The 25,842-nt window shown below is 58.5% G+C and carries 25 protein-coding genes; 12 read left to right on the top strand and 13 right to left on the bottom strand.

Going from position 1 to position 25,842, the window contains the following annotated elements; genetic code table 11:
• The first annotated feature begins 75 nt into the window (after positions 1 to 75).
• From AC0V6W_RS09330 to AC0V6W_RS09315, 4 genes are all read left to right on the top strand, one after another.
• A complete protein-coding gene (locus AC0V6W_RS09330) occupies positions 76 to 1,527 on the top strand; it encodes a glutamate synthase subunit beta (RefSeq protein ID WP_486149346.1) in 1,452 nt (483 codons plus the stop codon).
• A gap of 279 nt (positions 1,528 to 1,806) precedes the next feature.
• Positions 1,807 to 3,138: a carbohydrate porin gene (locus AC0V6W_RS09325; RefSeq protein ID WP_486149344.1), complete on the top strand. Its 1,332-nt coding sequence runs from the start codon at positions 1,807 to 1,809 to the stop codon at positions 3,136 to 3,138.
• Complete coding sequence (locus AC0V6W_RS09320) at positions 3,139 to 3,969, top strand: hypothetical protein (protein ID WP_486149342.1); 831 nt, start codon at positions 3,139 to 3,141, stop codon at positions 3,967 to 3,969. It abuts the gene before it with no gap.
• Positions 3,966 to 4,346, top strand: a complete 381-nt coding sequence (locus tag AC0V6W_RS09315) for a dihydroneopterin aldolase (RefSeq protein WP_486149340.1) — start codon at positions 3,966 to 3,968, stop codon at positions 4,344 to 4,346. Before AC0V6W_RS09320 ends, AC0V6W_RS09315 begins: the two co-directional genes overlap by 4 nt.
• Positions 4,347 to 4,606: 260 nt before the next feature.
• Here the strand turns inward: AC0V6W_RS09315 and AC0V6W_RS09310 are convergent, their stop codons facing one another.
• Positions 4,607 to 5,293, bottom strand: coding sequence for a uracil-DNA glycosylase (locus AC0V6W_RS09310; RefSeq protein WP_486149338.1), 687 nt, complete (start codon positions 5,291 to 5,293; stop codon positions 4,607 to 4,609).
• A gap of 84 nt (positions 5,294 to 5,377) precedes the next feature.
• Here AC0V6W_RS09310 and AC0V6W_RS09305 point away from each other — a divergent pair, with 84 nt between their 5' ends.
• The 3 genes from AC0V6W_RS09305 to AC0V6W_RS09295 are packed head-to-tail and all read left to right on the top strand — an operon-like array spanning position 5,378 to position 7,299.
• Positions 5,378 to 6,013 carry a ribonuclease D gene (locus tag AC0V6W_RS09305; protein WP_486149336.1) on the top strand — a complete coding sequence of 212 codons (636 nt, stop codon included), beginning with the start codon at positions 5,378 to 5,380 and terminating at the stop codon, positions 6,011 to 6,013.
• Between the two features lie 10 nt (positions 6,014 to 6,023).
• Positions 6,024 to 6,689, top strand: a complete 666-nt coding sequence (gene lptC, locus AC0V6W_RS09300; protein WP_486149334.1) for an LPS export ABC transporter periplasmic protein LptC — start codon at positions 6,024 to 6,026, stop codon at positions 6,687 to 6,689.
• A gap of 1 nt (position 6,690) precedes the next feature.
• Positions 6,691 to 7,299: an LptA/OstA family protein gene (locus AC0V6W_RS09295; protein ID WP_486149332.1), complete on the top strand. Its 609-nt coding sequence runs from the start codon at positions 6,691 to 6,693 to the stop codon at positions 7,297 to 7,299.
• Between the two features lie 16 nt (positions 7,300 to 7,315).
• Here AC0V6W_RS09295 and AC0V6W_RS09290 read toward each other — a convergent pair whose 3' ends face one another.
• The 5 genes from AC0V6W_RS09290 to AC0V6W_RS09270 all read right to left on the bottom strand — a co-directional run bounded on the left by AC0V6W_RS09290 (position 7,316) and on the right by AC0V6W_RS09270 (position 13,426).
• Entirely contained in the window at positions 7,316 to 8,719 is a 1,404-nt protein-coding gene (locus AC0V6W_RS09290; protein WP_486149330.1) for a sugar transferase, read from the bottom strand.
• A 167-nt stretch (positions 8,720 to 8,886) separates the two neighbouring features.
• Positions 8,887 to 9,927, bottom strand: coding sequence for a DNA polymerase III subunit delta (gene holA, locus AC0V6W_RS09285; protein ID WP_486149328.1), 1,041 nt, complete (start codon positions 9,925 to 9,927; stop codon positions 8,887 to 8,889).
• A complete protein-coding gene (gene lptE, locus AC0V6W_RS09280) occupies positions 9,924 to 10,466 on the bottom strand; it encodes an LPS assembly lipoprotein LptE (RefSeq protein ID WP_486151538.1) in 543 nt (180 codons plus the stop codon). Before lptE ends, holA begins: the two co-directional genes overlap by 4 nt.
• On the bottom strand, positions 10,466 to 12,973 hold the full coding sequence (gene leuS, locus AC0V6W_RS09275; protein ID WP_486149326.1) for a leucine--tRNA ligase: 2,508 nt from the start codon (positions 12,971 to 12,973) through the stop codon (positions 10,466 to 10,468). The genes lptE and leuS overlap by 1 nt, the downstream gene beginning before the upstream one ends.
• Positions 12,974 to 13,018: 45 nt before the next feature.
• Positions 13,019 to 13,426 (bottom strand): DUF3576 domain-containing protein, encoded by a 408-nt coding sequence (locus tag AC0V6W_RS09270; RefSeq protein ID WP_486151536.1) that lies wholly within the window; start codon positions 13,424 to 13,426, stop codon positions 13,019 to 13,021.
• Positions 13,427 to 13,880: 454 nt separating this feature from the next.
• Between AC0V6W_RS09270 and AC0V6W_RS09265 the strand changes: the two genes are divergently transcribed.
• The 4 genes from AC0V6W_RS09265 (at position 13,881) to AC0V6W_RS09250 (ending at position 15,988) form a co-directional block, all read left to right on the top strand.
• Positions 13,881 to 14,564, top strand: a complete 684-nt coding sequence (locus AC0V6W_RS09265; protein ID WP_486149324.1) for a hypothetical protein — start codon at positions 13,881 to 13,883, stop codon at positions 14,562 to 14,564.
• 188 nt (positions 14,565 to 14,752) lie between these two features.
• Positions 14,753 to 15,475 carry an acetoacetyl-CoA reductase gene (gene phbB, locus AC0V6W_RS09260; protein ID WP_486149322.1) on the top strand — a complete coding sequence of 241 codons (723 nt, stop codon included), beginning with the start codon at positions 14,753 to 14,755 and terminating at the stop codon, positions 15,473 to 15,475.
• Between the two features lie 55 nt (positions 15,476 to 15,530).
• On the top strand, positions 15,531 to 15,755 hold the full coding sequence (locus tag AC0V6W_RS09255) for a TIGR03643 family protein (protein WP_486149320.1): 225 nt from the start codon (positions 15,531 to 15,533) through the stop codon (positions 15,753 to 15,755).
• Entirely contained in the window at positions 15,752 to 15,988 is a 237-nt protein-coding gene (locus AC0V6W_RS09250) for a ribbon-helix-helix domain-containing protein (protein ID WP_486149318.1), read from the top strand. Before AC0V6W_RS09255 ends, AC0V6W_RS09250 begins: the two co-directional genes overlap by 4 nt.
• On the opposite strand, the gene murA is transcribed toward AC0V6W_RS09250, so the two are convergent.
• Positions 15,985 to 17,268 carry a UDP-N-acetylglucosamine 1-carboxyvinyltransferase gene (gene murA / locus AC0V6W_RS09245; RefSeq protein WP_486149316.1) on the bottom strand — a complete coding sequence of 428 codons (1,284 nt, stop codon included), beginning with the start codon at positions 17,266 to 17,268 and terminating at the stop codon, positions 15,985 to 15,987. The two genes, AC0V6W_RS09250 and murA, sit on opposite strands and share 4 nt — an antisense overlap.
• Before the next feature lie 196 nt (positions 17,269 to 17,464).
• Between murA and galU the strand changes: the two genes are divergently transcribed.
• A complete protein-coding gene (gene galU, locus AC0V6W_RS09240) occupies positions 17,465 to 18,343 on the top strand; it encodes a UTP--glucose-1-phosphate uridylyltransferase GalU (RefSeq protein ID WP_486149314.1) in 879 nt (292 codons plus the stop codon).
• A gap of 72 nt (positions 18,344 to 18,415) precedes the next feature.
• Here galU and AC0V6W_RS09235 read toward each other — a convergent pair whose 3' ends face one another.
• From AC0V6W_RS09235 to AC0V6W_RS09210, 6 genes are all read right to left on the bottom strand, one after another.
• Positions 18,416 to 20,077, bottom strand: a complete 1,662-nt coding sequence (locus tag AC0V6W_RS09235; protein WP_486151534.1) for a flotillin family protein — start codon at positions 20,075 to 20,077, stop codon at positions 18,416 to 18,418.
• Between the two features lie 112 nt (positions 20,078 to 20,189).
• Positions 20,190 to 20,849 carry a YqiJ family protein gene (locus AC0V6W_RS09230; RefSeq protein ID WP_486149312.1) on the bottom strand — a complete coding sequence of 220 codons (660 nt, stop codon included), beginning with the start codon at positions 20,847 to 20,849 and terminating at the stop codon, positions 20,190 to 20,192.
• A gap of 193 nt (positions 20,850 to 21,042) precedes the next feature.
• Entirely contained in the window at positions 21,043 to 22,335 is a 1,293-nt protein-coding gene (locus AC0V6W_RS09225; RefSeq protein WP_486149310.1) for a cytochrome P450, read from the bottom strand.
• Positions 22,335 to 23,873: an acyl-CoA synthetase gene (locus AC0V6W_RS09220; RefSeq protein WP_486149308.1), complete on the bottom strand. Its 1,539-nt coding sequence runs from the start codon at positions 23,871 to 23,873 to the stop codon at positions 22,335 to 22,337. The genes AC0V6W_RS09225 and AC0V6W_RS09220 overlap by 1 nt, the downstream gene beginning before the upstream one ends.
• A gap of 262 nt (positions 23,874 to 24,135) precedes the next feature.
• Positions 24,136 to 24,840 (bottom strand): M23 family metallopeptidase, encoded by a 705-nt coding sequence (locus AC0V6W_RS09215; RefSeq protein ID WP_486149306.1) that lies wholly within the window; start codon positions 24,838 to 24,840, stop codon positions 24,136 to 24,138.
• A 194-nt stretch (positions 24,841 to 25,034) separates the two neighbouring features.
• Positions 25,035 to 25,838, bottom strand: coding sequence for a ferritin-like domain-containing protein (locus AC0V6W_RS09210; RefSeq protein ID WP_486149304.1), 804 nt, complete (start codon positions 25,836 to 25,838; stop codon positions 25,035 to 25,037).
• Between the last annotated feature and the right edge of the window lie 4 nt (positions 25,839 to 25,842).

The raw sequence follows: 25,842 nt of genomic DNA, 5'->3' as shown, positions 1-25,842 counted from the left end.
AAAGCTGGGATCTCTCTCACCTCAGACCGACCCCTGCTTTCGCAAGGGCTTCGGCCAAATCGGAGATTTGACCTCGTGGGCAAAGACACCGGATTTCTCGAACTGGACCGGCGCGAGCGCGATTATATCGATCCCAAAGAGCGGCTCGAAAACTACCGCGAATTTGTGGTGCAGCCGGCTGATGATGTGCTCGCCAGCCAGGCGTCGCGGTGCATGGATTGCGGCATTCCTTATTGTCACAATGGTTGCCCGGTGAACAATATGATCCCGGACTGGAACCATCTGGTCTATGAAAACGACTGGAAGAACGCCTTGGACGTTCTGCATTCGACCAACAATTTCCCCGAATTTACCGGCCGCATCTGCCCCGCCCCGTGCGAGGCATCGTGCACTCTCAACATCATCGATCAGCCTGTGACGATCAAATCAATCGAATGTGCGATTGTGGATCGCGGATGGAAAGAGGGCTGGGTCACCCCGCAAATCCCGGAAAAGAAAACCGGAAAATCGGTCGCGGTGGTTGGTTCCGGCCCTGCCGGCATGGCCTGCGCCCAGCAATTGGCGCGCGCTGGCCATTCTGTCACTTTGTTTGAAAAGTCAGACCGCGTCGGCGGATTGCTGCGTTACGGCATTCCCGATTTCAAAATGGAAAAACACCTGATCGCGCGGCGCTGTCTCCAGATGGAAGCCGAAGGGGTGGAGTTCAAAACGTCCAAGGAAGTGGGCGTCGATGTCTCGTTCAAAAGCCTTCAGGAAAACTACGATGCTGTTGTCCTGTCCGGCGGCGCAGAGGATGCGCGCGCTTTGGCGATACCAGGCGCGGAAATGCCGGGCGTGCGGCTCGCGATGGAGTTCCTAACTCAGCAGAACAAGCGCAATGCCGGCGATGATGAAACCCGGGCCGCCCCGCGCGGCACATTGAAAGCCACCGGCAAGCATGTCGTCGTAATCGGCGGCGGCGATACGGGCTCTGACTGTGTCGGCACATCCAACCGTCAGGGCGCGGCCAGCGTCACCCAGCTTGAGATTATGCCGCAGCCTCCTGAAAAGGAAAACAAAGCGCTGACCTGGCCCGATTGGCCGGTGAAATTGCGCACATCCTCCAGCCACGAAGAAGGCGTGGACCGCGACTGGGCGGTGCTGACCAAGCGCGTTATTGGCGATGGCGAAACGGTCACCGGCCTTGAATGCGCGCGGGTTGAATGGGTCGCTGATGAAACGGGCAAGCGCGAAATGCGCGAGATTGTCGGCAGCGAATTTACGCTGAAAGCCGATCTGATCCTGCTCGCCATGGGCTTTACCGGGCCGAAAAAAGCGGGCCTGATTGAGCAATCTGGCGTTGAGCTAGGGCCGCGCGGCGCGGTTGCAGCGGACGAAGTGAGCTATGCCACCAGCGAGCCGGGCGTGTTTGCCTGCGGCGATATGCGCAGAGGCCAAAGCCTTGTCGTATGGGCCATTCGCGAGGGGCGCCAATGCGCTGCCAGCGTGGATGAAGCGCTGATGGGGGTTACCGAACTACCGCGCTAACCCCTAGCTTAGATCTCTGATATACTTAACAAAACCTTTGTACCAAAGCGAAAATGTCGGACCAATACTATTGCAATGGGCCGGGATAGCTAAAGCAAGCGGCGCGCCAACAGCACACCTCATCGCCGAAGTGTTCTATTACTTGCGTCTTGGTTTGACTTTGGATTTTTCAAAGCTCAAACCGCAATCACAAAGTGGCCATATTGAAGGCCCGCATAATCGGTACGGGGACACGCATAAGCCATGGCACATTCGTCACAAGGATCGCGCGCGCGCGCAATGCTCTTACGTTTTGGCTTTGCCGCCGCGATAAATGCCGGATTGGGCGCGCCGGCCTTGGCGGAAACATCTGAAGACACTTCATCAGATAAGGCTGTGCCCATCATTTTGAGCAAAACCGCAGCAGCGGTCCTCACCGAAGAAAGCGCAGCGGAAACAGGCAAGCCTGAAACCATGGCAGCCCTGCAATCAGCCGCCCCTGCAACAACGCCCGCGCCCAAACCGGCCCCGCAGCGTCCGCCCTTTGACCCTGTCAAACTCGTGGTCTCCCAATTTGTCGATGTGCCAGTTGCAGGCAGCGCGCCGGGCACCGTGCGGTATTCGGGGCGCGCGGATGCCTATATCAAGCTGCGCGGCAGCACGTGGGGCGCAGATGACAGCTGGACGATCAATGTCCGGCCTGAATTCACTTGGGGCGAAACTTCGAACGGCGAAATTGGGCTGATCCCCGGCAACACCGCTTTGTTCCGGCCAGAGGGATCGGAAGATTACGACCTCTCCCTCTCGATCAAAAAGCAATGGAAATCGGGCGCAAGCCTTGAAGTGGGCAAAATCAACGTGCTCGATATTTCGGGCGAATTGCCGATTGTGGGCAGCAATGGGCATTTCGGGTTCCAGAACCTTGGCATCGCGCTTCCGCCCACCGCAGTCGTGCCCAACACGCTGACCGGGGCCGCACTGCAAATTCCGACAAAGAAAGTTATCTATCGCCTCTGGGTGTTCGATCCTGACAGCCAATATAACCGCACCGGATTTGAAACCGCATTTGAAAGCGGCGTCGCTTTCCTCGCATCGGCGGCGGCCCGCACCAATTTCGGCGGAAAGCCGGGCGTTTACAATTTTGCGGTTGTCGGATCGACCCGGTCTGGCCCAGCATTCGACATTTTACCGCGCGCCTTAACCCCGCCCCCCGGCGGCAATTTCGGCAATGAAGAAGGCGAGTTGGCGCTGCAATTGTCAGGGTTTCAATATCTCAAACTGAACCCGCGCGCACGCGGCAAAGGGCTGGGCATTTTCGCCCGGTTCCAGGCATCCATGGGCGATCCCACTTTCCTTGATTATTCGGGCTTTGTCGGCATTTCCGGCAATCCGGCCAAACGCCCACAGGACCGCTTTGGTCTCGCCGCTTTTGTCTATTCACTCACCGATGAACTGGTCGATGACATCGCGTTCCGTTTGCCTCTTGAAGATGAGCGCGGCGTGGAAGCCTTCTACACCTATGGCTTCGCCAAAGGCTGGGAGATGACCGCAAACGTGCAGGTCGTCGACAGCGCCATCGCCTTTCGCGACACCGGCGTGACAGTGGGAGCGCGGCTGACTACAAGCTTTTGAATGAAGCACCTGATTGCATGCGGCTTTGCCGCAGCCTTAATCGCCAATGGCCCGCCGCCAGCGCCCGACCAGGCCGCAGAGAAGAGCGTTGCCCCGGAGGAAAACCCGGAGGAAACCTCCCAATTCGTCGGGCGTTATAACGGCAGTTCGTTCGAAACGGCGATGGGGATGGAAGTGCGCGCCGATGGCACGTGGGGCTGGGGCCTGTCGGTTGGCGGATTGGACATGCGCGCGATTGGCACATGGGAGGAGCGAGACGGCTTTCTCCACCTGACCAGCACACCAAAGCCGGTTGCGCCTGAATTCAGCTGGTCTGGGCTGGAAAGCACAGGCGCGGCTCCTGAGAAAACGCCATTCATCACGGTCGTGTGGGCTGAAAGCGGCGAGCCCTTTCGATATGCCAGCGTGACCGTGCGGTGTGAGAACGGCGAGGTCTTTTCTGGCCAGGTGCGGAGCGATGGCTACCCATCTGAAAGCGAGAAAGAGTGGGCCAATCCGCCGCCGCCCGGCGGCGATCCGCGCCAATCGTGCGATACGCCACGGCAAGTGGTGCTCACACAGACCACGCATGACATCCGCTCCAAGCCCTTTGATCTCAAACAGCTGGGATGGGAACCGGGCACCACGGTGCGATTTGCTTTTCACCGCAATGATCTGGGTGTGGCCGATTTCACCGGAATGACCGGCTATCTAAAAGACGGCATGCTGAAACTGACAGGCGGGAAGTGGCCGCTGGAACTGCGCAAAATGCCCGCAAAACCGTCAGCGCACAAACCCATGGACCGCGAACAATCGGGCGCAACGCCTGAAACCCAGCCCGACCCGCAATGAAAGCCAGTATTGAGCTCACCGGTCTGAAACTGGACATTGATCTTGGCACCTATGGACCGGGCGATGTCCGGCCCGATGCGCATTATCTGGACCTCTCGCTCATTCTCGATCCGCACATGGTGTTGGTCGCTGGCGATGATATGGCCAATGTGTTCGACTATGATCCGCTGATGGCCGCAATTGATCGGATTGCGCGCGATGGCCATTATGAAACGCAGGAATGGCTGATGACGCGCATTGCCCGGGCCTGCGCGGCCTATGCTGAGATCATGGGTCTTTCGATGATGGCGTATAAAGGCCTGGTGCTCAGCGGGTCAGGAAAGCTGGGCGTAAGGCTGACCATGGACAGACACGAATTGGATGCATTGCTTGGCTAAAGCGGCACGCGGTCCAATCGCCATTTTCCTACAATATGCCTGATGGGGCATAACGAAAGCCGAGCCAGAAGGGTGAGCCATCCTGCTTGTCCGGCAAGTGCAAAAGCCCGCAATCCGCCGCAGATATCAAAGGTTAAACATCCAACGCCGCTTTTGCCGCATTCGACCCGGTTTTCGGGCGATATGGCAAGGCGCGCGGCTTTTGAAAAAACCCCTCTCACCGGTCCATGTCTCGCTTTGCGCCCGGCGGCGGCTGCGTTCTAAAGCGACCAGTCGATCGGCTTGCTGCCATGACTTTCCAGAAAGGCATTGGCCGCGCTGAACGGTTTGGAGCCGAAAAACCCGCGATAGGCAGACAGCGGGCTGGGATGCGCGGATTTGAGGATCAGGTGATTTGGCTTTTGGCAAAGACCGCGTACCCGGCCCGCCTTCTTGGCCGCATGGCTGCCCCACAGGATGAAAACGCATGGGTGATCGCGCTGCGCGACAGCCTCAATCGCTGCATCGGTGACCGCGTCCCACCCGCGCCCGGCATGGCTGCCCGCCTTCGCTTCCTCAACGGTAAGCGTGTTGTTCAAAAGAAGCACGCCCTGCTTTGCCCAAGGGGTGAGATTGCCAGTTTGGGGGCGCGCAAGGCCAAGGTCATCTTCAAGCTCTTTGAAGATATTGGCAAGCGAAGGGGGCACTCGCACCCCGTCTTTGACCGAAAACGCCAGCCCATGCGCCTGGCCCGGCCCGTGATAGGGATCCTGACCCAGGATTACGGCGCGCACCTGCTCAAGCGGGGTCAGCTCAAACGCAGTCAATCGCTGCCCGCGCGGGGGGTATACGGTGCGGCCTGCCGCTTCCTCAGCGCGCAGCCACCCGCCAAGCCGGCGCGCTTCTGCGCTCTTCAAGATAGGTTCAAGCGCGCTGCGCCAGCTTTCAGGGATGGTATCGGCTGTCATCAACGCAGGAAGCTACACTCGCCAGCGGCCCGCGCGCCACATGGCTCTTCCCCTCCATCCCCAATCATCGTAGGAGCGCTCACGATGACAGTGCATTTCCATGAAGAAGACCTGCCCGCTGGCGTGCTCGAAGGCACCAGCGCGCTTGCCGTAGACACCGAGACAATGGGGCTGGTGACGCACCGCGACAGGCTGTGCGTTGTCCAGATATCCGATGGATCAGGCGATGAGCATCTGGTGCGCTTTTCGCCGGGCAGCGATTATGAAGCGCCCAATCTCACCAAAATCCTGAGCGATGAAAACCGGGTGAAGCTGTACCATTATGCGCGCTTCGATCTGGCGGCGATCCATTATTATCTGGGCGTGATGGCAGCGCCGGTGTTCTGCACCAAGATCGCCAGCAAGCTGGTGCGCACTTACACCGACCGCCACGGTCTGAAGAACCTGGTGGGCGAATTGCTGAACGCGGATATGTCCAAACAGCAGCAAAGCTCAGACTGGGGCGGGCCGGTGCTCAATGATGCGCAGCGCGATTATGCGGCTTCTGATGTGCGCTTCCTCCATGCCCTGCGCGATGAGCTGGCGGTTCGGCTGGAACGCGAAGGGCGCACCGAGATCGCGCAGGCCTGCTTTGACTTCCTGCCGACACGCGCGGTGCTCGATATCGCCGGGTGGGAAGATCGCGACATCTTCCACCATAGCGAAGGAAAGCATTCCTAAAGCGCCCACTATGGTCATCAAACGCCGCATCGAAACCAGCGAAGCTGCCAATCTGCGCTCCCGCCGTCAGGTGTTTGCGAGCCCGGGCGGATCGCATGATCGGCTGGTTGGTTTCCTCGCGCGGGCATTGCCCGTGGGCGTGGGCGTGATGGCGGCGCTGATGATTGTCACCCCGTTATCGCCGCGCGGAGAGATCAGCTTTCTGCTGGACCGCAACAAGGTCGCGGTGATTGATGAGCGGCTGCGGGTCGACAATGCAATGTATCGCGGGCGCGATGATACGGGCCGCCCGTTCTCGATCACGGCAGGCGAAGCGGTGCAAAGGTCGAGCGCCGAAGGGCTGGTGCGGATGGACGATGTGATCGCGCAGCTATTGATGGAAGATGGCCCTGCCAGGCTGCGCGCAGAAGGCGGCGTCTATGCCATCGAGGACGAGACCGTCACCGTCGATAATGCCGTGCGTTTCACTGCGGCAGATGGCTATGCGATGACTGCGCGCGGGGTTGCAGTGAATCTGGAAAACCGCGTGATGACAGGCAGCGGCGGGGTCGAAGGCGAGATCCCTGCAGGCACATTCAAAGGCGACACCATGCGCGCTTCGCTGGATGATCGCACTGTCACATTGACTGGCAATGTCCGCTTGACCATGGTTCCGGGCAAATTGAGAGTTCCCTGATATGACGACAACCCCAAGCCCCGATGGTAAGCCTGCACAAGCGGCCAAACGCCGCAAAAGCCTCACGCGCATTGCGCTTGGTTGGGGCGTTGGCAGTTTCATCCTGACAGCCGGCGTTATGGGCACTTTGGGCGCCAGCGCGCAAAGCTTTGCCGCACACAACACTCGCGCGCCGGTGACTTACGATGCGGGCGCTGCGGCATGGGATGACCGGGCGAACAGGGTGGTGTTCTCAGGCGGGGTGATCGTGACGCAGGCAGGTCTGACCGTGCGGTCCAACCGGATGCTGGTCAATTACACCGATGCAGGTTCGCTCGCCATTCAGCGGATCACAGCGAGCGGTGGGGTCAGCTTTGTGCGCGGCAATGAACGCGCCAGCGGCGATGTCGCGGTCTATGATCTGGACCGGCGGATCATCACCATGGCAGGCAATGTCAAGCTGGCGCGCGGCGGCGATACGCTGAATGGCGGGCGGCTGACGATCAATCTGGATACCGGCGTATCAAGCGTTGATGGCCGCGCCAGCGGAGGCGGAGCCGCTCCGGGTGAAGCGGGCGAAGCAGGGTCCAGCGGCAGAGTGACAGGCACATTCACCGTCCCTCAGGACTAGGCGCGATGACAGCGCGCTAGAACGCGTTTTCATGCCGCAGCACCAGCAGCGTGCGCGCCATAATCTCGATATCGCGCGGCAACGACCAGTCAGAGATGTATTCAAGGTCAGCATCCAACCGATCCGCCAGATCCTGCGGACGCTCTGTCGACCCGCGAAGACCGCGCACCTGAGCAAGACCTGTAAGTCCCGGCTTTAAACTGTGGCGCAGCAGATATTTGCGATGCGCCACCCAGAAGAACTGGTTGTTCGACATGCTCCCCAATGCGTGCGGCCGCGGGCCTACAATCGACATATCGCCTTTCAGCACATTGAGCAGTTGCGGCAGTTCATCAACGCTGTTGCTGCGCATCCATGCGCCAATTCTGGTCACACGGCTATCGCCCCGGCAGGTCGAGCGCGCGCCATCATCGTCCTGAGCATCGACGCGCATGGAGCGGAACTTGATCATGTCGAAATAGCGATTCCCGCGTCCCAGTCGCCGCTGATAAAAGAACACCGGGCCCCCGTCCTCCAGCTTGATCAAGGCGGCGATTATCAGCAAAGGCACGCATGATATTATAAGCGCAGCGGCAGCGATGACTGTGTCAAACAAGCGCTTGGTCACCCGCGCGCGCATTCCCAGAGGGCCATTGGATACGACCAAGGTTGTCTGATCTGTTGCGCCATAATGATGGACACCAAGCGCGCCCAGCTCATGCGCGGTTGTGCTCACAATCTCGCCATAGACACCCGTGGATTTGAGCAGCATCGACCATTTCTGACGCTTTTCGGGCGGGCAAGTGACCACCACTCTATCCTGATCGCGCAGCAAAGTGCCAAGCCGATCAAACATGCCCGGATCATTGCTGAAGGGATCAAGATTAAAATCCCGCGCAGAAATGCTGACCGAGCCCGGTATGACAAAAGGCGACCCGTTATCGTGGATGACCAATTCGTTGCGCGTGCGTCCCTTCCAGACCCGCGCAATAATGGCAGGCACCGCCTGGCGAAAAGCGATCAATGCCATGGCCGTCAGCAGCAATCCAATTGTCACCGAAGCGCGCGAAAACTGCGCGTTGGATTTGGTGTAGAATGCCAGAAAATTGAGCAAGGCTGCCGACAAAAGCAGTGCGAACACCGCCTTTTTCGCACCAAAAACCCAGCTCGACAACGCATGGGTGCTGTAGGCCTTGTTGTACAAGGCAATGGTGAAAAACACCGGCAGCAATGTCTGGGCGGGCAGCATTGTGCGCGGCTCCCACCATTGGTTTTCGTAGACCAAAGATGCAATCGCGAAACAGCCAAGCACCAGAGCCGCATCCGTGATCATCATCAACGCATAGGCTCGCAAACGGCGCCGCTCGAGCGATGGGGTTGTCCCCTGCGCAAGATCGGCTTTGCCCGATGCGTTTAGCAAAAACCCTGTTTGTTCGTTCACTCGGTGTAGCCCCACCCACAACGCCGACAGCGCTGTCCCCCGTTTATGACCCCGTACTAACACGTAGCATGCCGGACATTGAAGGGTAGCCGTTGCCGCAATTTAATCGTCAGCAAATGCCCGGCACGCAACATTGATCCGGCAAGGTACGGGGCCACCGCGCACGATTAACGGCGCGATGCAAACCGCGCGATCTGGGTAAGATCCTGTGCCAAAAGCAATTCTGCAGCCTGGCTATTGGCAAGCAAGGATCGGTGCAGAGCAACAAGGCGCGGGATCAAGCGTTCCAGTTTGCCGCGATGCCAGCGCCCCAATTGCTGGCGGATATCGCGCTCTTCCTTCCAGAAAATGCCCAATTGCGCTTTTTCGCCTTTGGATAAGTCATCCAGCGATCCGCGCGGGCCCAGCTTTGCGCTGATCTGCATCAATTGCGCCGCCCTCCGCTCCATCGCCAATAAAAGGCCAACCGGATTAAGCCCAAGCTCGCGCATGCGGGCAATTTCACGGCTGATTTTTGGCAATTCGCCGCCCATCACGGCATTGACGATCGGGCCAAATCCGTCCTCTTCGGTCGCGGCGCCAATCTCGGCATATTCTTCCACGCTCGCGGTCTTCGGCTCCAAGGGATCAGCGCCGCAATACAGCGCCAACTTGGTCACCTCAGATTGTGCCAGCCGCACATCCAGGCCCGCAGCACGCGCGATCCTCTCTGCCAGATCGCCGCCGAGGCGCAATCCTGCGCTATCCGCCATCGCTCTTACAGAGGTGGAAACGGCGCGCAGATCGGGCGGATAGAACATCGCCACCAGCGCATCGCCCCGCTTTTCCAGCAGCTTTGCAGAGCGTGATTTGTCGGTTGCAGACGTGGCGACCACAATCACCGGCGCAGCATCGCCCGCCCCCGCATCACCCGTTTCGATTAGCGTTTTGAGCGCATCATGCGCCTCATCCCCGCTCGCCCGCACCCAGATATGGCGCTTGTCGCCAAACAGAGAGGAAGATCGCGCTTCATCGCCCAGCAGCGCGGGATCGCGTTTGAGATCACTGCCGGATAATTCGACCCGCTCGCCAGGATCGCTCAGGCTTTCGACCACTGCGCCTGCCGCAGCAGATGCGCCCGCTTCGTCGGGACCGCAAAAAAAGAACACATTGGCCTGAGCGGCAGAACGCGGCAATCCGCGGGCAAAGTCGGAGTTTTTCGCTTTCACCGATCCGCAATCGCGCCGGCATCGCTTGGCGCAATGCTCTCTTTCTCGCGCAGGGTGAGCGCGATGCGCGTCGTCATCTGATCGGCCACTTCCTTGGCAAGGTTTTCAAGCGCGGTCTGTTCCGCAGCAATGGTCGCATATTCGGACGAGACCACATCAATCCCGGCATCAGACCCCGCGGTTGCATCAAGCAGTATCTCTCCCGTGACCAGATCGACCAGCTGATAGCGCGCACGCAAAATCCGCCGTTCGCGGCTGATAGTGTCATCGTTGAGAACCCCGAGCGCCTCGAGAGCATCATCAAGGCGCACGTCCAGCCTGTAACGCGCGCTTGCATTGGCGCTCGCCGCATCTCCGCCTGCACCCAGCCTTTCGGTAAGAGCGTTGCGCACAAGCCACCCTCCGCGCCCCGGAATGGACGGGACATCAACAGCCGCAAGACCGCTGGCGATATTCTGTCCGCCGGCGCCTGAATAAAGCGGTTGGAGCTGACACCCGGCCAGCCCCAGAGCGAGGGCGATAATGCCAAAAAGGCGCATCATGTGACGATATTGACCAGCCTGTCGGGCACCACGATCACTTTCCTTACCTGCGCTCCATCAATCGAACGCTGAACCTTATCAGACGCGAGCGCAAGCGCTTCAAGATCATCTTTGGACGCGCCTTTTGGCACAGTCAAAGTGTCGCGCAGCTTGCCTTTGTGCTGAACCGCGATGGTCACCTCATCTTCCACCAGCAAGGCAGGATCATGCTCTGGCCAGGCCGCATCCGCGATCAGGCCCTCTGCGCCCATCATTGCGTGGGCTTCTTCGGCCAAATGCGGCATCATCGGGCTGACCATATGCAGGATCGCCTGAATGGCGAAATTGCGCGCGCCGCTGGGCGGGGCTTTTTCGGCAGTTGCGGTAAGCTCATACAGCCGCGCGACCGCTTTGTTAAAGCTCAATGCCTCAATATCATCTGCCACTGCGACGATTGTCTGATGGGCTTTTCGCAAAAGCGCCTTGTCTTCGCCTGTCGCGGCGGGATCATACGCATTGAACAGACGCCACAGCCGCTGAACAAACCGCCAGCACCCCTCAATCCCCGCTTCCGACCAGGGCAGATCGCGTTCTGGCGGGCTATCGGAAAGCATGAACCAGCGCACCGCATCCGCGCCATATTGCGCGATAATGGCATCGGGATCGACGACGTTCTTCTTCGACTTCGACATTTTGACAACGCGGCCAGCGGTGACGGGTTGTCCGCCCTCGAGGGTGACCCAGTCCGCGCCATCCTTGGTCACTTCGCCCGGTGACAGCCAGGAGCCATCGCCAAGGCTGTAGGTTTCATGCGTCACCATGCCTTGCGTAAACAGCGCGGCGAACGGCTCTGTTACGTCGATCTTGCCGATATGCGCCAGCGCCCGCGTCCAGAAACGGGCATAGAGCAGGTGCAGGATCGCATGCTCTACCCCGCCAATATAATGCTGCACGGGCAGCCATTTGGCGATTTCAGCAGGGTCAAACGGCGCATCCACTGGTTGGCTGGCAAAGCGCAGGAAATACCACGATGAATTGGTGAAAGTGTCCAGCGTATCGGTTTCGCGTGTCGCTTCGCCGCCGCATTTAGGGCAGGCGACATGCTTCCAGGTGGGGTGGCGTTCGAGCGGGTTGCCGGGCGTTTCAAACTCGACATCCTCAGGCAAAGTCACCGGCAATTGGTCCCCAGGCACCGGAACGATGCCGCAGGCGGGGCAATGGATGAAGGGGATTGGCGTGCCCCAATAACGCTGGCGAGAAACGCCCCAGTCGCGCAGCCGCCAAACGGTGGTGCCCTCGCCCCAACCGCCGGATTCGGCGCGCGCGATTACATCCGCCTTGGCATCCTCAACCGGCTTACCATCGAGGAAGTCGGAGTTGACTATCACTCCGTCGCCGCTTTCCGCCTCGCCGCCCATGGGCGCATCGGCCTGCGAGGCATCGCTGGCGACTACCCGCGCAATCGGCAGCGCGTATTTGCGCGCAAACTCAAAGTCGCGCTGGTCATGCCCCGGCACGCCCATCACCGCGCCGGTGCCGTAATCCATCAGCACAAAATTGGCGATGAAGACGGGCAAAGCCGCGTCAGTGAACGGGTGTTTCGCAGTGATGCCAGTGTCAAAGCCCAGCTTTTCAGCCGTTTCCAGCTCTGCCGCCGTTGTGCCGCCGCTTTTGCATTGCTCGATAAAGCGGGCGATATCAGCATCATCCGCGAGGCTTTGTGCAATCGGATGATCAGCGGCAATCGCACAGAAACTTGCGCCAAAGATCGTGTCAGGCCGGGTTGTATAAACGGGCAGCTTTTCCCCGTTCGACAGATCGAAAGCAAACTCAAGCCCGCTGGACTTCCCGATCCAGTTTTCCTGCATCAGCCGAACCTTATCAGGCCAGTCTTTCAGCTCGCCAAGCCCTTCGAGCAGGTCTTCGGCAAAATCGGTGATCTTGAAGAACCATTGATCGAGCTTGCGCTTTTCCACTTCCGCGCCTGAACGCCATCCTTTGCCGTCAATCACCTGCTCATTGGCGAGCACGGTCATATCGACCGGATCCCAGTTTACCTCCGATGATCGGCGAAAGACCAGGCCTGCGGCATACAGTTCGAGGAAAAGCGCCTGCTCGTGGCCGTAATATTCAGGATCGCAAGTCGCGAATTCCCGCGTCCAGTCGAGCGCAAAGCCTATGCCTTTAAGCTGCGCTTTCATCGCTTCGATATTGGAATAGGTCCAGCTGCCGGGATGAACCTTTTTCTCCATCGCGGCGTTTTCAGCCGGCATCCCGAACGCATCCCAGCCCATCGGATGCAGCACTTCGCGCCCGCGCATCGCGTGATACCGCGCCAGCACATCGCCCATCGTGTAATTGCGCACATGGCCCATATGAATGCGCCCCGAGGGATAGGGGAACATTTCAAGGATGTAGCTTTTGGGTTTGTCGCTATTAGAATCGGCGACAAATGTGCCCGCTTTTTCCCACACGCTTTGCCAGCGCGCATCGGCCTGCGATGGATCGAAACGAATATCAGTCATAGCGCGCTCGCTAACGTGCCTGCCGCGCGGCGCATAGAGGCAATTTTAGCCTGAGATCGCTTTGCGGCGCAGATCGCGCGCTTTGGTCAGGATAATGTCTTCGAGTTTTTGCACTGTCGCGGCCTGAACAGGCGCATCGACCCATGCCCCGCTTTGCGAAACCTGCCGCGTGGCGGCAACCCGCAAGGCATCAGCGCGCAAATCCTGATCGAGGATGGTGATCGTCATCTTCACCCGCTCTCCCGGATTGCCGGGATTGGCATACCAATCGGTGACAATAACCCCGCCAGAGCTGTCTGCGCTGAGCAAGGGGGCAAAGCTGACCGTATCAAGCGCCGCACGCCACAAATAGGCATTCACGCCAATGGTGTTGATCTGCGCGGATTGCAGTTCGGTTGTGGGGCGCTGACCGCCGCCGCACGCCGCAAGTCCCACCGCCGCAACGCCTGCCATCGCGATATTGGCCGCCGGGCGGAAGGAGAAGCCAGAGGCTGATTTTTTGGCCGATGTCACTGCGATGCGTTCCTTACGATAAATTGGCGTATTTCTTGACTGTCTGCTCTATAACCTGCGCATGGCTTGTCGCAAGCGCTCAAACCTGCACGGCAAAGCAGAGTTAACGGATTGCTCTGAGCAGGCTGAAACTTGATCCGCGCTGAATGACCCTGCGGCAAGGCCGGGTTTACATCCGCTTAAACTGTGTGCGCCGCGTGCAACAGGTGCCCAACAAAAGCTCTATCCACCTATTGGGATGATGTGGAAAAGATTGCCATGACCCGCTTCATCATTGTATCACTTTTGCGTGCCGTCCGGGACTCACCTAGGGTTCAGGTGCGATTTGTATAAGTTCGCTCAGAACTTTGAACAATCAGCACCCGGCACGCAGAATGGGGACGACAGGGCAATAATGGCACGTGGCAGCATCTTTCAAGCGATCAAGCAGCGCAAGCTGCCGCTTGTTATGGCAGCCTGCGCGGTGACGCTCGCCTTGCCCACGGCGGGGCTTGCCCTCGTGAAAGCCGGCGATAATGCAGCCTCCTTCGCTGCCAATGGCTTCGATATTTTCACCCCGGCCTCTGTTGACCCTGAATTGGCAGCTCGTTTTGCACGCGTTGCAGCGGACGATTCGATGCGGTTTACCCCTGCAGGCGGCAGCGCGGTGGAACGCGAACGCACGGTGACTGTCGCTGTGCGAATCGATGGGCAGACGGCCAAGGCAATCTCTGTTCGCAAAGCGATCGACGCCGCGCCGGGAGCTGGCAAAGCGATCAGCAAACTGCAAACCAGCCGCTTTAATCTGGGCACCGCGCGCGGCTATCAAAGCTTTGCGCGCACCACGGTGGAATTGCCCGACAATGTCCGCAGCCTAACAGTGCCCGATCTGTCTGAATTTGAACCGGCAGGCCCGCGCGCTGAAAAAGAACCCAGCCGTCTCCAGCCTCGGATCGAGCTTGAAGACGAACAGGTCGCTGGCCGTTCGCCCAACACGCTTGATCTCGCTTGGTTCGCAAACCGTGGGTGTTGGCGGGTCTTTCCGCTTGTCGCCCAATCTCGATGTGACAGCGGGCGTGCGCTATTCGCAGGAACGTGAACGCCTCGCGCCTCTCACCACTTCGCAGCAGGATAGCCAGGCCGTGTATGTAGGCACGCAAATCCGTTTCTAACCGTTGATCGGTTGCAACCGTTAAAAGACCCAGCTTCGGCTGGGTTTTTTATTGCCTGACGTTACGGCACGGCTATGCCAGCAGAGCAAAGCGACTCGTTGAAAGGCACAGATTTATGAGCAAGGTAGCAATCGTCACAGGCGGAACACGCGGCATCGGAGAAGCCATCAGCGTGGCGCTCAAAAATCAGGGCCGCACCGTCATCGCCAATTATGCAGGCAATGACGAAAAAGCTGCCGCTTTTACCGAGCGCACCGGAATTGCCGCACGCAAATGGGACGTGGGTGACCACGACGCCTGTATTACAGGATGCGGCGAGGTCGCCGAAGAATTCGGCTCTGTCGATATCGTCGTCAACAATGCCGGGATCACCCGCGATGGCACATTGCACAAGATGAGCTTTGATGACTGGAACGAGGTTATGCGGGTCAATCTTGGCGGATGCTTCAATATGGCAAAGGCCTGCTTTCCCGGAATGCGGGACCGCAAATGGGGCCGGATCGTCAATATCGGATCGATCAACGGGCAGGCCGGACAATATGGCCAGGTGAATTACGCCGCAGCCAAATCGGGCATTCACGGCTTCACCAAAGCGCTCGCGCAGGAAGGCGCGAAAGTCGGCGTGACCTGCAACGCGATTGCGCCGGGATATATCGACACTGATATGGTTGCGGCCGTGCCCGAACCAGTGCTGGAAAAGATTGTCGCCAAAATCCCGGTGGGCCGCTTGGGCCAAGCCAGCGAAATCGCGCGCGGTGTCGCGTTCCTGACCTCTGACGAAGGCGAATTCGTCACCGGTTCCACAATGAGCATCAATGGCGGCCAGCATATGTATTGAGGGCCAGGTTCGCCCAAAACTCATGCATTGACGCCCCGCGCCGCTACACACCGCAATGGAACCAAACGTGCAGCAATCAAAACTCACCGAGGCCGAAATCAGCGCCGTGATCGAAATGGCGCTGTCCGATCATATCGCCTTTGCAGAGATTGAGGCGCAATTTGGCCTGTCCGATAAACAGGTCAAAGTGCTGATGCGCGATAACCTGAAGCCGTCAAGCTATCGCACCTGGCGCAAACGTGTGCGCGAATTTGGTGATCGGCGCGAGCATTATAAGTGAACCCGCCCGCCCCTTTTCACCCGCCTGTCAAACGCTCGATCCAGATCGCAGGCCACAAGACCAGCATTTCTTTGGAACCGGTGTTCTGGGACATGCTGCGCGATGTTGCGGCGCGCGAAGGTGTGGCGATAAACGCCTTGGTCGCGCGGATTGATGCAGAACGGATCAAGGCTGAAACCCCGCCCGGATTGGCAAGCGCGATCAGGGTGTGGCTGGTTGCGCGCCTGTCCTAATCGTCTCCGACCCGCTCAATATCTGCGCCCACGAGCTGCAGTTTTTCCTCAAGCCGCTCATAGCCGCGATCAAGGTGATAGATGCGGCGAACCTGGCTTTCACCCTCAGCGGCGAGCGCTGCGATCACAAGGCTCATCGAAGCACGCAGATCGGTCGCCATGACTTCTGCGCCGGTAAGGTCCACCGGCCCCGAAACAATCGCGGTGCGCCCCTCGGTCGCGATGTCTGCACCCATGCGGCTGAGTTCGGGCACATGCATGAAACGGTTTTCAAAAATCGTTTCTTTAAGGACACTTTTGCCTTCTGCCTTGCACAGCAGGCTCATCAATTGGGCCTGCATATCGGTGGCAAGGCCGGGATAAGGCGCTGTCGTCAGATCAATCGGTTTAATCGCTCCATTGGTCGTTATCTGCATGCCTTTGGCATCTTCTTCGACATGCACGCCCATGCTTTGCAAAGCGCGCGTTGTGGCCTGCATATCGTCTGCCTTGGCCCCTTCAAGCCGCACATCGCCGCCCGTGATTGCCGCCGCACAGGCGTAAGATCCCGCCTCGATCCGGTCGGGCATCACGCGGTAAGTCGCGCCGTGCAGTCGTTTGACCGGATGGATGGTCAGATCGCCAGTGCCGATGCCTTCGATCTCTGCGCCCATGGCAACCAGCAGATTGCAAAGGTCCACAATCTCAGGCTCCCTAGCAGCGTTGAACAGGCGGCACGTGCCCTGCGCCAAAACCGCCGCCATCAGCGCATTTTCCGTCGCGCCAACCGAAACGACAGGAAAGTCAAAATCGCCGCCCTGCATACCGCCATCGGGCTGGATCGCTCTGACATAGCCCTGGGCAAGCTCAATCACCGCGCCGAACGCTTCCAAAGCTTTCAAATGCAAATCAATCGGGCGGTTCCCGATCGCGCACCCGCCCGGCATGGATACGGTCGCTTCGCCCGCGCGGGCAAGCAGCGGGCCAAGCACAAGGATCGAGGCGCGCATTTTGCGAACGAGATCATAGGGCGCAACCGAAGAGGTTAGCCGCGATGCTTCGAATGTGACCACCCGTCCAAATTCTTCAGGCCGCTTGCCATGGATTTCGGTCGAGACGCCAAATTGCGTCATCAGGTGCTGAAACCCGTCAATATCCGCCAGCCGCGGCAGATTGCGCAGCGTCAGCGGTTCCTCTGTCAGCAAAGCGCATGGGATAAGCGTAAGCGCGGCGTTTTTGGCGCCCGAAATGGGGATCGTGCCCGTAAGGCGATTGCCGCCTTTTATAATCAGTTTGTCCATCCATGCCCCTTACCCGATCCGGCCTGTCACGCAAACACGCCGCGCCGCCGCCTCAACCTACCCTTTAGAACCAGCGCTTCCCCGCAAAAATACCCCATCGGGACAATCACCTCTATTGCCATTGCTTTTGCGCAGGCCAAACGGCAGGTGAGCCACCATCAGCACGTGTGTGCCTTAAAGACAGGATGACAAATTCATGTCCCCCAAGCCGATTAAGAAAGCCGTTTTTCCAGTCGCCGGACTTGGCACACGCTTTTTGCCAGCGACCAAGGCGATCCCGAAAGAACTGCTCCCCATCGTGGATCGTCCGCTGATACAATATGCCGTCGACGAAGCGCGCGAAGCTGGCATTGAACAGATGATCTTTGTCACCGGGCGCGGTAAAACCGCGATCGTTGAGCATTTCGATGTGGCCTACGAGCTTGAGGCCACTATGTCCGAACGCGGCAAGGACATGGGCGTGCTGGAACCAACCCGCGCAACGCCGGGCGATATCATCACTGTGCGCCAGCAAGTGCCGATGGGCCTTGGCCATGCAATCTGGTGCGCGCGCGCGATCGTTGGCGATGAGCCCTTTGCGATCTTCCTGCCTGATGAATTAATGGTCGGCAAAAAAGGCGGAACCGGCTGCATGAAGCAGATGGTGGATGCCTATAACCAGACTGGCGGCAATCTTATCAGCGTCCTCGAAGTCCCGCATGACGAGGTTTCGAGCTACGGCGTGATTGATCCCGGCGCGGCCGATGGAGCGTTGACCGAGGTAAAGGGCCTGGTTGAAAAACCGCCAGTGGATGAAGCGCCTTCCAACAAGATCATCTCGGGCCGCTACATCCTGCAACCCGAAGTCATGCGAACACTGGAAACGCAGGGCAAAGGCGCTGGCGGCGAAATTCAGCTGACCGATGCGATGGCGCGGATGATCGGCGACCAGCCGTTCCATGCGGTAACCTTTGACGGGAACCGCTATGATTGCGGCAGCAAGCTAGGCTTTGTCGAGGCGACATTGGCGCTGGCGCTGGAGCGCGATGATATGGGCGCAGATGTGCGCGCCATGGCAAACAGATTGCTCGGATAATTACGCCGCAAGGAATAAAAAAGCCCCGCTGCGCGGCGAGCACAGCGGGGCTTTCTTATTGAGTCTGATCGCTTATTCAGCGGCGTCGGCATCATCCTTTGAAACAGGGCCGTCATCGTTAAAGGTCAGCTTTTCCAAAGCCTCCTCAACGCTCTTGGGATCATCGGTTGCCGCCTGCACCAAAGTGCCAAGCGAGGAGCCATCAAGGCCCAGCTCTTTCATCAGACCATCGAGCACCGGGGCCTGCGCGCGGTAGGCCAGCGCTGCTGAGACAGCGTCGCTCGCCAGATTGCCCGAACCGCCGCCCGCGCCATTTGCGCCAGCAGGTGCGCCGCCAGATCCGCCGCCTTGCGTAAGCCCATCGACCTGAACGATCTTGATCGAGTCGATCGCTTCCATCGGTTTCGCGCTTTCACGCACGACTTCTGGCAGAACTTTGAGCAGAGCCAGTTTGGTCTGAAGGCTGATCTGATCCATCGAGAGGATATTGGCCGCCTCGTTCACCGCTTGCTGACCGGCGGCTTCGACTTCGAAACGCACCCTGTCTGCTTCGGCGCGGAGAATTTCTGCGTCCGCTTCACCTTTCGCCTCGAGCCGTGACGCTTCCGCGCGGTTGGTCGCGGCGTCTTTCTCCGCTTCGGCTTCGACCTTGATGCCAATCGCATCGCGTTCGGCCTGCTTTGCCGCTTCGATCAGTTCGATCATTTTCTGCCGCTCGGCAATCTCGCTTTCACGAGCGGTTGCAACCTGCTCTTCGGCGGCGACCGCTTTGGCGCGGGCAGCGTCAGCTTCGGCTTTCGCCTGACTTTCCTCACGCGATTTGTTTTGAACCGCGATCTGCTGTTCCTGACGCGCAATTTCCAGCGCTCGGCCCTGATCGATCCGGGCCTCTTCAACCAGGCGGTCTGCCTCAATTTGCTGGGCATCAACCTGCTTCTTCGCCTCGATCCGAGCCGCTTCAGCTTCGCGCTCACGCTCAGCCTGTTCACGCGCGATTTCCGAGGTTTGCGAAGCGCGGCGGATTTCAACCTCGCGCTCTTGTTGCAGGCGCGCATATTCATTGTCGCGGCCGATTTCAAAGCTGCGCGTGTCCGCTTCGAGGTTCTTCGTCTCCATCTGGACGCGGGTGTCCTGCTCAATATCGTTGCGCAGTTTCTTGCGCGCTTCGATCTGCTCGGTAAGCTTTGTCAGACCTTCTGCGTCAAATGCGTTGTTGGCGTTGAAGTGCTCAATGCTCGTCTGGTCAAGGCCAGTGAGCGAAACCGATTCCAGCTCCAAGCCGTTCATCGCAAGATCGTTGGAGGAAACCTGCTGCACTTTTTGCACGAAGTCTGCGCGTTGCTCGTGCAGCTCGTTCATGCTCATGCCCGCCGCAACCGAGCGCAGCGCGTCAACGAACTTACCTTCAACCAGATCTTTCAATAGGTTGGGCTGCATCGTGCGCATGCCAAGTGTTTGCGCCGCCATCGCAATCGCGCCTGCATCGGGGCGAACGCGGACATAGAATTCCGCTTTCACGTCAATCCGCAACCGGTCGAGCGTAATGAGCGCCTCGCCATCTTTGCGGACAACGCTGAGCACCAATGTGTTCATATTGACCGGCATGGTTTCGTGGAACACCGGGAACACCAGCGCGCCGCCATTCATCACGACCTTTTCGCCGCCAACACCCGTCCTAACGAAAGCGATTTCTTTGGAGGCGCGTCGGTAAAGTGTTGTGAGCAACACCACCATGCCAAGCAGAACCGCAACAGCAATGCCTAGATAAATCGCAAGATCAATCAAACTCATAATGTCTCCTATCGTGTATCGCGCGGCTGCGGATCCCAGCGCGCGTTGTGTGTGTTTAATCGAGGCCCAGCAGCTTGCTTTCGTAATGCACGCCGAAGAATGTCTCCCCTTCGCGCCGCACCAGCAAAACAGTGTCCCCTTCATTCAATTGCGCATCGGGATCATGCGGTTCGACCATTACAAAATGAGGATGGCCATGGCGGTCTTTGACTTTCGCCCGCGCGGGTGACGCGGTGCGGGCCGTGCCGGTTTGAATTTCAGCATCGCGCCGCACCAGACTATCAAGACCCACCGCGCTTGTTTCATCCTTGGGCAAGATGCGCTCCAAGGGCCGGGTCAGCACTCCGTTCACTGGCAAAGCGCCAATTCCCGCCAGCACGCCCGCCAAAGCCGGGTGCAAAGGCGCGCCCAAAAGGCTGATCGCCAATTCCTGGCCCGACACGCCGATCATCACAAAGACGAACAGCAAGACCATGAACCAGATGAGGAACGGCACCCGGCCTATCCCTAGAAGGCTGAACGCGCTTTCCAAAAAGCCGCTGGGTTCTAGTCCGTCAGCTGCTCCGTCAACATCCAAGTCGATATCGACGTCGCCGCTGTCAAAGAAATCGCCCGCTCCAATCAGTTGGAGCAGCACAATCATGACAAGCAGGATCGCCGCGCCTGCAAACGGCAGATTGTGCGGTTGAAGCAATGTTACATCAAGCAAGTCCATTCGCATCCCCCTCAACAAATCCTGCCGCAAAAGCGCAGCATGCCAAATTCCAGGTTTTTCCCATGAATGGAGTATTAACATATATTGCGCGAAAAGAACAGAAAAATCGGTATGGAGTTGCGATAGACCCGTTTTTGAATGTATATTTGCGCGCCACTCTTGTTTTATTGCGCTGCTTTCCCATATCAGAAGCTTACGCTGCGGTTATCTTTATCGGCAGCTTCTTCAAGCCGCCAACAAATGTGCTGTTTGCGCGTGCAGGTGTTCCGGCCAGCTCCACCGCTTCTATCCGGTCAAGCAACACCTCGAACACAATCCGCATTTCCAGCCGCGCCAGGTGCAGGCCAAGGCATTGATGCGCACCGGCACCGAATGCAGCATGGCGATTGGGCGAGCGCGCGGCATCAAATGCGCGCGGATTATCAAACTGCGCCGGATCGTGATTGGCCGCGACATAATTGATCATCATCCAATCGCCCGCGCGGATAAGCTGCCCTCCCACTTCGACATCTTCCGCCGCCGTGCGCATGAAGTGCTGGACCGGGCTGGTCCAACGGATCGCTTCTTCGACAATACCGGGTAGCAGTGAACGATCGGCCTTAACTTTCGCCAGTTGGTCAGGGTCTTGCGCCAAGGCCAGCATAGCGCCCGCGGTCGATGCGCTGGTCGTGTCGTGTCCTGCGCTCGCCATGATGATATAATATCCCGCCATATCGCGCGGCGGCAACGGCTTTCCATCGACCAGCGCGTTGGCGATGACGCTGGCGACATCATCGGTTGGGTTGGCGCGGCGATCCTGCGCCAGTGTGGCGAAGTAATCTTCAAAGGTTTTGACCGCGCCTGCGACCAGTTGGACGACCTGTTCGGGGGTCATATTCTCCATGCCGGTGCCCGAGAGATCTGCATCCTGACCGCCAAACAATTGCTGGGTCAGCATTTGCATGCGGGGTTCATCCTCTGGCGGGACACCCAATATCTGCATGACCACCCGCAAAGGATAAGGCCCGGCCAGCGCCTCGACAAAGTCCACTTCGGGCCCCGCTGCAAGCATTGCATCGACCATTGAGGTCGCAAGGGCGCGGATCTCATCTTCCAACCGCGCCAGATTGCGCGGCATAAACCAGTCCTGGGTCAATTTGCGGTATTTGGGATGGATCGGCGCATCGAACACCACCAGTGAATCCACCAACATATTGGACCCGGTCGCCGCCCGGGAGAACGCGGTTGCCTCACGCGTTGAAAACACGACAGGTTTGGGATTGTTGAGGAAGGTTTTGTTGTCCTTTGAGATGCGCATCACATCATCATAGCGCGTGATAAGCCAGAACGGCTCAAACGAATCGTCTTCGGCAACGATCTTGGCAACAGGTGACGTTGTGCGCAGATCATCAAAGGTATCAAGCAGCCCATCCCACTCGGCATAGCTTTCAGGCGCAATGATTTTGCGCCCGATGTCTGAAGACAAAGTGATCGCATTGGCCGGCATCACACGCTCTCCTTCGCGGCAGCTTCGTATTCATCACGCAGCTCGCGCTTATACAGCTTGCCATTGGCCTCTCGCGGCAAGTCGGGGCGAAAATCAAACAATTTAGGCAGCTTTATCCGCGCAAGATTCGGCGCCAGAAATTCGCGCAATTCCGCCTCAAGCACGTCGCCTGCATCCCCCATGTCGAGCGGCTGCACAACCGCGACAACTTTCTCCCCCAGATCAGGATCGGGCGCGCCAATCACGGCTGCATCCATCACTTTGTCATGGGTCACCAGCAGGTTTTCGATCTCCTGCGGGTAGATATTGACCCCGCCAGAGATAATCATGTGGCTTTTCCGGTCGGTCAGGAACAGATATCCATCCTGATCAACATGACCGATATCGCCCAAAGTCATCCAGCCTTCGGGATGCATCGCGTCGGCGGTCTTTTCCGGATCGTTGTGATAAGTGGGCAGCAGCACGTTTTCGAAATAGATCAGGCCGTCTTCGCCTGCCTCCACTTCCTCGCCATCGGGGCCGCAGACATGCAGCTGGCCATAGATGGTTTTGCCCACTGTGCCGGGGTGTTCCAGCCAATCGGCCGCCCCCACCATTGTCATGCCGATCCCTTCTGATCCGGCATAATATTCATTCACGATTGGTCCCCACCATTCGATCATTTCCCGCTTTATCGGGACAGGGCAAGGAGCGGCTGCGTGAAGCGCGCGTTTGTGGCTGGAGAGGTCGTATTTGGTGCGGATCGCGGGATCCAGCTTTAGAAAGCGCACAAAATGCGTTGGCACCCATTGGCTGTCGGTGATCTTGTACTTCTCGATCGCCGCCAAAGCCGCTTCGGGATCGAATTTCTCCATCACCACGACTGTTCCGCCCAGTCGCTGCGCTGCTGAACACCATGCCAGCGGAGCTGCATGATAAAGCGGAGCAGGGGACAGATAGATCATTGATCCATCCGCCGGCATTCCCGCACCCATAGTGGCAAGCCCCAGAAAGGGGATGATGGCTTGCGGATCGGGATCCTCTGGCGGGGCAGGGCGAACACCCTTGGGCCTGCCGGTCGTGCCCGAACTGTAGAGCATATTGAGCCCTGCACGCTGGTCAGCAATGGGTACGGCAGGCTGCTCTGCCAAAGCAGCATCGAAACTTTCCGCGCCATCATCGCCTGTCAAAAGCACTTCGATATCCGGACATTCGCGGCGGATATCTGCCAGGACACCGTCATAGACATGCGATGTGATCAGCACTCTCGCATCGCAATCCTTAAGGATATAGATGATTTCAGGCGAAGTGAGGCGAGTGGAAATTGGCACGAGCAAAGTGCCCGCGCGCTGCGATCCCCACACGATCTTGAAATACTCGATCCGGTTTTCAAGCAGCACCGCAAACGCATCATCAGGCGCAAGCCCGCGCGATCGTAGCAATTGGGCAAAGCGGTTCGCCGCCTCGTCCATTTCGCCATAGGTCATGTGCTGACCAGACCCTGCCATAATAACGGCGGGGTGATCAGGTTTGCTCGCCGCATGGGCAATGGGGTGCATGGCTGGTGTTTCCCTCTCTCGCAGCGACCGTCCAATGCGGGCGCCTGCCTCTTGGATTCGGGATGCTAGCGTTCAGGTGCTCGCACTCAAGCGAAAAGCGAAGGACAGCCTTTAACTGGCGAAATGCTTGTTCAGGATCGCGCATAAAAAAAGGCGGCGGGAAAACCCGCCGCCTATGATCGGACACCCTCTCCAATGTCCGAACCCGCTTCCAGGCGGGCTAACTCCTCAGGGCCGTCAAATAAGACCCTTTTCAGCAGACTTACTGACCGCCGCGGCCAGCATTTTCATCGGCTGCCGCAAGCTGAGCCTGCGCGTTCGATTCCACCATATAAGGAATTGGATTGACCGCAAGTCCATCAACGCGAACTTCGTAATGAAGGTGCGGGCCGGTTGAACGGCCAGTTGAGCCGACATAGCCGATGATGTCGCCTTTGCGAACGGTATCGCCGGCAGCAACCGCAAGGCGCGACAGATGCGCATAGCGCGTTTCCAGATCCGCGCCGTGATCGATGCTGATGTAAAGCCCGTAGCTTGAGAACCAATTGGCACGGCCCACCAAACCATCGGCTGTTACGTAAACAGGTGTGCCCGTAGGCGCTGCAATATCAACGCCATTGTGGCGCTTGCGCCGTTTCAGCACTGGATGGTTGCGCATTCCATAGCCGCTGCTCATCCGGCCTGTATCAACCGGCATACGCGAAGGGATAGCGACAGCCGCACGCTCCGCTGGCGCGCCAGGTTTTGCTTTGTCGAGCGTGCGCCAATTGGCAAACAGCTGACGAAAGCGCGGATCGCCTTTGGCCAACTTGCCTTCCTGCGCTTCACGCAAAGGCTCGGTCACGTCAGCTGCGGTGGTCGCCGTATTGGCGTTGGTGTTGGCGAGAGCCGGACCAGCGGCAGCAAGCAGCGAAGCCGCGCACGCCGCGCCAAGAATTTTGAAAGGACGCTTTAAGAGCGTAATCATTGCGACCGGTTCCTCTGTGTTGGCGCTCTATCTTAAAGAACACCTGCCTGCTTCATCAGCGGGCTATCTCATACCCAAGCCTCCGCCTCACTTTTCGCTGATCTTGCGCCGCGAATAAGCCCGGTAGACTTTGCCGGTCAGCCAATAACATTGGCGTTTCGACTTGTTACATTGAGAGGTATGAACGCGAGTCGTTAAAGCGCAATCTCTGCATAGAAGTCTCGCGATAAACCGGCTGCAAGACGGGCTGAGTCGTTGAATGGCGGCTTAACAGACCCTCGAAAGTAGCGCGAAACTAGGTTCTGCCACATAATTGCAGGGGTTTGCCCGGCTGATTCTGCACAATGCAAAAAGTGTTTGGTGCCAATCGCGACATGACGGATTTCATCGTCAAGAATGCGCGATAAAATTTTTGCACCATTGGCATCCCCCGCAGCCTTTACCCGCTTCAAAGTTGCAGGCGTGACGTCAAGACCGCGCGCTTCCAGCACCATCGGCACAACCGCCAACCGGGCCGCGACGTCGTGACGGGTTGCATGAGCCGCTTGCCACAACCCGGCATGAGCGGGCAAAGCGCCATAATGGCTGCCGAGGCTTTCCAGTTTTCGGGCGAGCAGCGCGAAATGCATGGCCTCATCTGCGGCAACACCAAGAAAATCGCTGACAAACGCCTCGCCCATTTCCGCACCGAACCGGCCCGCCATATCAAGCGCCAGATCAATCGCGACAAATTCTATATGCGCAAGGCTGTGCCACAAAGCGATCCGCGCACGCGGTGATCCAAACTTGCCGCGTTTGGGCATTTGGTTGGGAGGCAGCAGCTCAGGAGCAGAAGGCCAAGCGGGCTGGTCAGGCATCGCGGCGTCAAACCTGCAATCCAGCCGCCCCAAACGCCAATCTCGCGCGGCTTCGCGCGCCGCCATGCATTTCGCACGCGGATTGCCGGTCAAAAGGACCGACCGAATGGCCTCTGAGACATTTTGAGCCGCGATTTGCATCACA

This window comes from Erythrobacter sp. JB1-7 (assembly GCF_057365015.1).
The sequence above is the reverse complement of the archived record's forward strand: the minus strand, read 5'-3'. Positions and strand labels throughout refer to the sequence as shown.